The sequence below is a fragment of the Streptomyces lacaronensis genome (genome assembly GCF_047337785.1).
In the GTDB taxonomy this organism is placed as follows: Bacteria; Actinomycetota; Actinomycetes; order Streptomycetales; family Streptomycetaceae; genus Streptomyces; species Streptomyces lycopersici.
In genome coordinates this window covers 11,043,235-11,052,276 of the sequence record NZ_JBLHDK010000003.1, presented here as the reverse complement: position 1 = coordinate 11,052,276, position 9,042 = coordinate 11,043,235, and the positions used below count along the sequence as shown (strand labels likewise).

At 70.1% G+C, this 9,042-nt stretch carries 6 protein-coding genes; 3 read left to right on the top strand and 3 right to left on the bottom strand.

Going from position 1 to position 9,042, the window contains the following annotated elements:
- Window positions 1–266: 266 nt before the first annotated feature.
- The 3 genes from ACMTAK_RS47770 to hemA form a co-directional block, all read right to left on the bottom strand.
- A complete protein-coding gene (locus ACMTAK_RS47770) occupies window positions 267–1,334 on the bottom strand; it encodes an acyl-CoA synthetase family protein (RefSeq protein ID WP_413811967.1) in 1,068 nt (355 codons plus the stop codon).
- A complete protein-coding gene (locus tag ACMTAK_RS47765) occupies window positions 1,331–2,272 on the bottom strand; it encodes an ACP S-malonyltransferase (protein WP_413811966.1) in 942 nt (313 codons plus the stop codon). Before ACMTAK_RS47765 ends, ACMTAK_RS47770 begins: the two co-directional genes overlap by 4 nt.
- Window positions 2,273–2,498: 226 nt before the next feature.
- Window positions 2,499–3,752 (bottom strand): 5-aminolevulinate synthase, encoded by a 1,254-nt coding sequence (gene hemA, locus ACMTAK_RS47760; protein WP_413811965.1) that lies wholly within the window; start codon window positions 3,750–3,752, stop codon window positions 2,499–2,501.
- A gap of 256 nt (window positions 3,753–4,008) precedes the next feature.
- Here hemA and ACMTAK_RS47755 point away from each other — a divergent pair, with 256 nt between their 5' ends.
- The 3 genes from ACMTAK_RS47755 to ACMTAK_RS47745 all read left to right on the top strand — a co-directional run bounded on the left by ACMTAK_RS47755 (window position 4,009) and on the right by ACMTAK_RS47745 (window position 9,007).
- Window positions 4,009–5,550, top strand: a complete 1,542-nt coding sequence (locus ACMTAK_RS47755; RefSeq protein WP_413811964.1) for a class I adenylate-forming enzyme family protein — start codon at window positions 4,009–4,011, stop codon at window positions 5,548–5,550.
- The gene (locus ACMTAK_RS47750; protein ID WP_413811963.1) at window positions 5,547–7,088 is read left to right on the top strand and encodes a long-chain-fatty-acid--CoA ligase; all 1,542 of its coding nucleotides are present in this window, start codon (window positions 5,547–5,549) and stop codon (window positions 7,086–7,088) included. The genes ACMTAK_RS47755 and ACMTAK_RS47750 overlap by 4 nt, the downstream gene beginning before the upstream one ends.
- Before the next feature lie 137 nt (window positions 7,089–7,225).
- Entirely contained in the window at window positions 7,226–9,007 is a 1,782-nt protein-coding gene (locus tag ACMTAK_RS47745; RefSeq protein WP_413811962.1) for a ricin-type beta-trefoil lectin domain protein, read from the top strand.
- Window positions 9,008–9,042: the final 35 nt, after the last annotated feature.

The window sequence follows — 9,042 nt, the reverse complement described above, 5'->3', positions numbered from 1 at the left end:
GAGCGTGACTCCCTGGATCCAGGAACGTAGGACGCCGGGTGCACCCCGGCGCAACGCGAAGGTCTGCGCCGCGTCCGGGCAGGACAGCGGGACAGGAGAACGAGATGACGAAGCGGGCGGGGAACGGACGGGACATGGGCGGGCGGTGCCCTCCCGCGTGGCGGATGCCACGCGGAGCGCTCATGCCCTGTGGCCGGTGGCCCCAGTCCGTGATTCGTGGACCGTGTTCCCCGTGCCTCGTGGATGTCTTGTGGGTCTGGCGGGGCCTAGTAGATGCCTTCCGGCGCCGATCGCACGACCTGCAGTGGCTTGACGTTGGCGACGCCGTCACACGGCCACTCCGGGCCCGTGTCGTACCGCACCGCGAGATCGCGCTCGAGCACATTGGGCAGGAAGAGGTCGTCGTGCAGGACGGTCAGCCGGACCTGGCCCTGTTCGCCGTATCCGACCACCTCGGACCAGTCGTCCTTGTCGACGACCGCCATGGTCACCTGCGGGTAGTTCGGCAGGTACGGCATGAGGGCGCCGTCGTCCTCCGCGGGCAGGCCCACCGTGTTGCCGAAGGTGTTGGCGTAGGTGACGACGACCAGTCCGCCGCCCAGGGCCTTGTGGAAGGATCTGCGCATGGCGGGGGTGGCGTGTGTCCCACTGAGCCGTACGCCCTTGAGCCGCGCCACCAGTTCGGACCTCGCCTTGATCAGGGCCTGCAGCAGGGCCGGGGTGGTGACGAGGTAGTCGACCGGCTGATGCTCCAGGACCGCGGCGATCTGCTCGGTGATGTGGGCCGTGTACTCCTGCGCGTCCTTCAGCCGGCCGTCGCGGAGCAGCCGCTTGACCCAGCGTGGATCGAAGTCGATGCCGTACACCCGGCCGTCGTACAGGTCGGCCAGATCCACGGCGCCCTGTCCGATGAGATGCGGACCGGTGGGGGTGGCCTGGAGCCAGGTGCGGCCGGGCTCGAACCCCTCACGCTCGATCACCCAGCGCCGCCACGCGGCGCGGTGCTCGAGCATCGGCTCGGTGTAGAACACCCGGCAGGGGTTGCCGGTGGTGCCTCCGGAGTCCCAGATCCGGCCGCTCAGGGGCCGGGGCACGGCCTGGGGCACGAGCTCGGCGGGGTCCAGGGTGCGCAGGTCGCCCAGCGGCATCGGGCCGAACGCGGTCAGCTCGTCGTAGCGGGTGATGTCCCGTGGATCGATGGCGAGTTCGGCCGCGCGCTTGAGCCAGTACGGGGTGCCGGTGTCCGGGTCGAAGTGGCGGCGGACGACCCGGCGGGTCCAGGCGTCGATGTCCTGCGACAGCCACTGGTCGATCTGCTCGGTCACGTCCTTCACTGGGTCACCCCGGCTTCCGTGGAAGGGAGTTCGATGCCGAAGTCGTAGACCGCGGTCATCGCCTCGAAGACATGGTCCGGGGATTCCACGTGGACCACGGGGAACTCCGCGTTCTGGAAGGTGCCGAACGCGGCGGGGCCGAGCACCAGGCCCAGTTCGGTGCCGCCGTCCTCCAGTCCGCCGATCATGTGCGGGACGCTCACGGGGGCGGTGGGGTTGCGGCGGAAGAGATCGCGGATCTCCTCGGCGGTGGTGAGGGCCTTGCGCTCCATGCACGAGTGCACGGGCACCCGTGGGTCGTGGAAGGCCATGGCCTCCAGCGTGGGCTCGAGGTAGTCGCTGATGTGCTGCTGGAGCGGCGAGTGGAAGGCCGCGCCGTGGTCGTCGGACACATGCAGCGCACCGGCCGGGAACCCCCCGCCGAACTCCTGGAGCGCGGAGCGGTAGCCGCCCAGCAGCACCATGCGCTCCTGGCCCGTGCCGACCTTCCCGAGGTCGGCGGAGAGATACACATCGGGGACGTCGGCGAGCAGGTCGGCGGCGGCGGTGTCGTAGGGGATCCGCAGCATGGCGACGGCCTGTGGGCCGTTGTCCGCGGCCGGCGGGGGTACTTCCCGCAATCGCATCAGAAGGGTGAAGAGATCCTCACGCTCTACGGCTCCGGCGAGAGTGGCGCCGACCAGTGCGCCGAAACTCAGTCCGCATACGGCGGCCGGTGTTATGCCGTATTCCTCGGCGAGAACATCCGCAATTCCTAATACGGCCGCGGCCTGACGAATGGCACCGATCCCTTGTCGGTGCTCCTGTCCGGGTTGCCGTTCTTCTTCGAATATCCGCTGGACGTCGATACCCGTCCACTCGGCGATTCGTTGATAGGTGTGCTGCACACTCGGAAAGAGCTCATACAGCTCTGCGCCGGCTCCCGGCTGATCGTTCATACCACCGTCGAGGACATACGCAAGCGTCACCCCGAAACCCCCGTTTCCACCCGTTCGCGCCGGGCCAAAGCGTGCCACATCGCCGCGGCACCCCATGAACTGCTCCCCCGAGATCCCCGTTCCGCTAGCGGGTCTCAAGAATCACCCAGCTGTTCGCGTGGGCTCATCAAACCTCCCGCCGCCAAGGCGTGTCAAGCAAGATCGATATGCCTTGCGCCACCTTTGCCTAACCCCGGTGGGCCTCATTGCGCAACCGCATTTCGGCGTCCTCGCGGGGGCCGCCGAGCTCCTCCCAGACCTGGTCGAGGACCTTGACGAACATCTCGACCTCGGAGGTGGAGTGCACGGCTCCGGGTGCCACCCGGAGGATCTCCTCACCGGCCCGTACGCTGGGCGCGTTGATCGCCTGCACATAGATGCCGTGCCGCTCCAGCAGGGCCGTGGACATCCGCTTGCACAGGGCCTCGTTCCGCACCAGCACGGACACGATGTGGGTGAGGTCGGAGATGAACGGGATCCGGCGCTCCTTCAGCAGCCGGTGCATCAACTGTGCGTTTGCCCACAGCCGTTCCCTTTCGGCCTCCGAGGAGCGCAGATGGCGGACGGCGGCGAGGGCCGCGGCGGCCACGGCGGGCGGCATCGCGGTGGTGAAGATGAAGGAGCGGGAGAACATCCGCACCGCCTCGATCACCTCCGCCGGGCCCACGATGTACCCGCCGTTGGTGCCAAAACCCTTGGCCAGCGTGCCCATGATGACAGTGAACCGGTCGGCCAGCCCCTCGCGCGCCGCGATGCCCGCGCCCTGCGGGCCGTACATGCCCACCGCGTGCACCTCGTCGAGGAAGGTCATGGCACCATGGCGCTCGGCGATGTCGGCGATCTCCGCGAGTGGCGCGATGTCGCCGTTCATCGAGTAGACCGACTCGGCGACGATCAGCTTCGGCGCATCGGGGTCGGCGGCCGCGAGCAGCTCCTCCAGGTGCGCGGTGTCGTTGTGCCGGAAGATCCGCTTCTGGGCACCGCTGTGGCGCAGGCCGTCGATGATGGAGGCGTGGTTCAGCGCGTCGGAGAAGACGACGCACCCTTCCATGCGGCCCGCGATGACGGACAGCGCGCCGTCGTTGGCGGTGTAGCCGGAGGTGAACAGCAGCGCGTCGTCCTTGCCGTGGAGCGCGCTGAGCTCCTTCTCCAGAGTTACGTGGTAGTGGTTGGTGCCGCCGATGTTCCGCGAGCCGCCGGCACCCGCCCCGTACTCGTCGACGGCTTCCTTCATCGCCTCCAGGACGGCCGGGTGCTGCCCCATGCCGAGGTAGTCGTTGCTGCACCAGACGCTGATCCGGGAGGTGTCCTCGACACCGCTGACGCTGGCGGCGGGGAACTGACCGGCGAGCCGTCCGATCTCCAGGAACTCCCGCTTTCCACCGTCAGAACCTTCGGTGAGGCGCGAAAACAGGTCCAGATATTGGGTCGTCACGTCCACTCACTTCGCTTTTAGGCTACTTGAGAATCGCGCAGAAAGCGGGATGAGCCGTAGCGACCCCCCGCCGACGCCAATCTACATGCGGTCGGCCGTCAATCGGTATGCCGAAAGGCAACCTCCGCACATCCGGCCCGGTTTCACGGCAGGAAACTGACGGGTGGATGGAAGAAGGTTGCCATGCCGGGAGCAGGGTGTCATCCTTCAGCGGGAAACGGCACCTTGAACTCATCGGCACACACGGCGAACTGGAGTTTCGATGTCTCCGACCGACAATTACGTCCGACGGGTCCTCGAGGCTCTATCGGCCGATTCGGAGCGGGTTGCCCTGCTCCGCGACGACGAGCGGTTCACCGCCGGTGAGTTCACCCGCACCGTGGTCGCGGCGGCGGAATTGCTGCGCCGCCAGATAGCGGAGGAAGAAATTCCGGTCGTGGCCGTGCTGACGGTCGCCAACACCCCGGCCACCATCATTCTGCGCTATGCGGCGAACCTCATCGGCGCCACGGTGGTCCATCTGCACTCCACCAACGCGGTGGACCCCACCGATCAGCTGGCCACCCGCGAGCGGCACGAGATCCTGAAGAAGACGGGCGCCACCTTCCTCGCCGTGGACGAGGAGAACCTGGGCCTGGCCCGGGAGCTGTGCGAGCGTCTGCCGGAACCGCCCCGGCTCGCCGCGCTGGGCTCCCTCGGCCCCGATGTGCTGGATCTGACCACGGGTGACGCGGACGCCTTCGATCTGACGGTCGTGGAGACCGACCCGGAGCGCCCGGCCGTGGTCCTGTTCACCAGTGGCACCAGCGGCACCCCGAAGGGTGTGACACTTCCCTTCCGCGTCCGAACTCTCTATCTGCGGGCGGGACTTGAGGCACCCGGTCCGATCACCTATCTGTCCACGCTGCCGGTGAGCCACTCCAACGGCTCCGGCGCCGACCTCGCACTCGCCTCCGGTGGCACGGTGGTGCTGCACGAGGGCTTCGACGCGAGCGCGGTGCTCGACGCGGTGGAGGGCCACCGGGTGTCCGCACTCACCCTCACCCCTCCGCAGCTGTACATGCTGGTGGACCACCCGGCCATCAAGGACACCGATCTGTCGAGCATCCAGATCATCTCCTACGGCGGCTGCCCCGCCGCCCCGGCCCGGCTGGCCGAGGCGGTCGAGGTGTTCGGCCCGGTGCTGCTCCAGTTCTACGGCACCACCGAGACCAGCGGGATCAGCCTGCTCGCCCCGCCGGACCACTTCGACCCCGAACTGCGGTTCACCGCCGGCCGGCTGACCGCCGAGGTGCGCATCCGTGACCTGGAGGACCGGCGCGATCTGCCGGTGGGCGAGATCGGCGAGATCTGTGTGCGGTCGCCGTTCAACATGCTCGGCTACTGGCGGGAGCCGGAGCTGACCGCGGAGGCCGTACGCGACGGCTGGGTCCACACCGGCGACCTCGGCTCCCTCGACGAGCGCGGCTATGTGCGGCTGCACGGCCGGGTGGGCGAGGTGATGAAGACCAACGGGATCAAGGTCCATCCCACCGCCGTCGAGAACGCGCTGCTGACCCACCCCGATGTGGCCCAGGCCGCGGTGTACGGAGTGGCCGACGGGGACCGGGTGGAGCACATCCACGCCGCCGTGGTGCTCCGGCCCGGCGGGGCCGCCGACTTCACCTCGCTGCTCGACCATGTGTCCGGTGAGCTCTCGCCCAAGCATGTGCCGGCCGCCATCACCTTCCATGACGACCTTCCGCTGACCGGCGCGGGAAAGCCGGACAAGCAGCGGCTGGCCGCCCAGCGGGCCGGGGCATGACGCTCACCGCGGCCGCGGTGCTCGCCGAGTCCGCACTGCGGCGCCCGGACCACCCCGCGCTCGTCTTCGGCTCACGGCGCATCACCTACCGCGAACTGTGGGACGCCACCCGGCGGTACGCCGCCGTACTGCGCGACCAGGGCATCGGCCCCGGCGACCGGGTGGCGCTGCTGCTGCCGAACACCCCGCACTTCCCGATGGTGTACTACGGGGTGCTGGCGCTCGGCGCCGTGGCCGTCCCGGTGCACGGTCTGCTGCGCGCCGATGAGATCGTCCATGTGCTCCGCGACTCGGAGTCGAAGGTGCTGGTCTGCGGGGCGCCGATGCTCACCGAGGGCGCCAAGGGCGCGGAGATGGCCGGGATTCCCGTGGTCACCGTGCTGGAGGAGCACGACGGCGGCCGTCCACGGCTGGACGCCCTCGCCGACGGCGCCGCGCCCATCGAGCGGTGTGTCCCGCGCGAGCCGGACGACCTCGCCGTGGTCCTGTACACCTCGGGCACCACCGGCCATCCCAAGGGTGCGATGATCACCCAGTTCAACCTGGTGATGAACGTGAGCACCACGATGCGCTCGCCGTTCGACCTCGGTCCCGACGATGTGCTGCTCGGCTGTCTGCCCCTGTTCCACACCTTCGGGCAGACCTGCGGGATGAGCACCACCTTCCTGGCGGGCGGCACGATGGTGCTGATGAGCCGGTTCGACGGCCCCCGGGCGCTGGACCTGATGGTCACCGAGGGGTGCACCGTCTTCATGGGCGTGCCCACCATGTATCTGGCCCTGCTCGACGCCGCCGCCGAGGACCCCCGCCGCCCCGCCCTCGACCGCGCCTTCTCCGGCGGCTCGGCGCTTCCGGTGAAGGTGCTCGAGGACTTCCAGGAGGTCTTCGGCTGCCCGATCTACGAGGGGTACGGGCTGACCGAGGCATCACCGGTGGTCGCCTACAACCAGAAGGCGTGGCCGCGCAAACCGGGGACGGTGGGGCGCCCGATCTGGGGTGTCGAGGCGGAGATCGCCGCGGCCGATGTGGAGGACCGCGTCGAGCTGCTGCCGACGGGCGCGGTCGGTGAGATCGTCATCCGTGGCCACAATGTGATGGCCGGTTACCTCAACCGCCCGGAGGCCACGGCCGAGGTGCTGGTCGACGGGTGGTTCCGCTCGGGCGACCTCGGCACCAAGGACGCGGAGGGCTACCTCACCCTCGTGGACCGCAAGAAGGACCTGGTGGTGCGCGGCGGCTACAACGTCTACCCGCGTGAGGTGGAGGACGTGCTGATGCGCCACCCGGCCATCGCCCAGGTGGCCGTCATCGGACTGCCCGACGAGGTGTACGGCGAGGAGGTGTGCGCCGTGGTGCGGCCACGCCCCGGAACGGCCCCGGACGCGGCGCTCGGCTCCGGGATCGTGGCGTGGGCCAGGGAGCGGCTCGCCGGGCACAAGTACCCGCGCCGGGTGGAGTTCATCGACGCCTTCCCCCTGGGCCCCAGCGGCAAGGTGCTCAAACGCCGACTCGTCGGCCGCTTCACCACCGGTCGGTAGCCAACCGGTCGGTAGCCAACCGACCGGTAAAGAATTGTCGCCTCAGGGGAGTTACCGGCGGATACCTTTACCCGCACCCGCGCCCTCCACCACTATGGGCACCCGTCTCACTGTCGGTGACGCGAGGAGTGGTGAGGGTGACCGACCCGCACGGAACCGAACCCGATGCCACCACCGGGCAGCGGTCGTACGCCCAACTGTCCGACACGGAGCTCACCGAGCGGATCCGCTCCGGGGCACCCACCGCCCTCCCCGCCACCCAGGAACTGAGGGAGCGCCACCTTTCGGCGGTGCTGTCCTACGCCCGGCTCTGCGGCAGGACCCAGGCCGACGCCGACCAGCTCGCCGACCTCTCCCTCGGCCTCGCCGCGCAGGAGACCTGCCGGGGTATCGATCCCTGGGGGCCGTGGCGCCACCATCTGCTGCTGCTCGTCCAGCGGGTGGCCGCCACCTGGGCGGAGGGCCGCCGGGAGGAGCGGCTGGATCCCGCGTTCGCCGAGTGGCTCGGCCACTCCGGTACCACCACGGGCGGCGCGGCCGGACTCCCGGGGCCGAGGGAGCGTTCGCCCATGCTCGACGGCTTCCTCACCCTCTCGGCGCGCACCCGCGATGTCCTGTGGTACAGCGTGGTGGAGGAGGAGCCCGATACGGTGGTGGCCACCTTCGCGGGCGTGGCGCCGCACACCGTCCCCACACTCCGGGAGACGGCTCAGGGCGCGCTGCGCGAGGCATGGCTGCGGATCCATCTGGAGCGTGGCGGCGAGCAGACGTGTCGGGGGTTCCGGGGCCTGATCGAGGCCGCGGTACGGCCGGAGAACCCCCGGCGCTGCGACGACCTGGAACGCCATCTGTCCGGGTGCCTTTCGTGTGCCGGGGTGTACGGCGACCTGATACGGATGGACGAGGATCCCCGGCCCGTGATCGCCGATGGGCTCCTGGGGTGGGGCGGAACGGCCTACGTCGCGGGGGAAGCGATCGGCGGTGTGCCCTCGGTGGGATCGGCGGCGCCGTCGTCCGTGGAGCCGCCGGCCCCGGAGCCTCCCTTGGCCCCCGCTCCCCCGCCGCCGTATCCGCCGGTGGGGCCCACCGGTGTCGCCGGAGCCGCGGCGAACGCGCCGATGGACGGTGGGTCCACGGGAGGTTGGCGCCGACGGGCCTGGCCGGGCTCCCGGCCGCCCGCGACGGCCGCGCTGGTCGCGGTGGCGGCAGTGGCGGTGGTGGCCCTCACCGTCACCCTCCTGGTGTCCGACGGGGACGACATGGCCCCGGCCGGCCGCGCGAACACCCCTGCTCCCACGGCCACTCCGGCGGCTCCTTCGTCGGACCCGACGACGGATACGCCGGCTCCGACGAAGGGGCCGCGGCGCCCGCCGAACCCCGGTGGCATGACCGAACCGCCCACGACCGCCCCCGCCACCACTCCCCCGAGCACCGCCCCCGCGCCCGCCGCCCCGATTCCGGACGACAGCTTCGCGGCGGTGATCAACGCCGCCTCCGGGCTCTGTCTGGACATCCGCGACCAGCAGTTGGAGAAGCGCACGGACGCCGTCCTGGCCCAGTGCAGCGGGAGCGACACCCAGCGGTGGCGGCTGGACTCGGAGGGGCTGCTGCACACCGAGGCCGACCCCGACTTCTGTCTGGACTCGCGCGGGGACACCGACCGGGGTGTCGGCATCTGGCCGTGCTCGTCCGCCGATGGCGACAACGGCGAGAACCTGCGGTTCGCGGTCGACCGCGCCGGGGTGATCCGCCCGCATATCGCACCCGACTTCGCGGTCACCCCGGACGGCGACGACCCCGACAGCGAGGTCGAGCTGCGCTCGGCCGAGGACCGGCACGACCAGCGGTGGAACACCGGCCTCGGGGACGCCTCGGCCTCGGCCGATGTGTCGGTATCGGACCCCACTCCGGCACACTGACCGTCAGCGGCACCTCGGGCCGCGGTGCTCCCCGC

What these genes read in the sequence shown, in the direction of transcription:
- ACMTAK_RS47765 (WP_413811966.1), bottom strand. Translation starts at nt 2,272, where the DNA reads ATGAACGATCAGCCGGGAGCCGGCGCAGAGCTGTATGAGCTCTTTCCG.
- ACMTAK_RS47755 (WP_413811964.1), top strand. Translation starts at nt 4,009, where the DNA reads ATGTCTCCGACCGACAATTACGTCCGACGGGTCCTCGAGGCTCTATCG.
- ACMTAK_RS47750 (WP_413811963.1), top strand. Translation starts at nt 5,547, where the DNA reads ATGACGCTCACCGCGGCCGCGGTGCTCGCCGAGTCCGCACTGCGGCGC.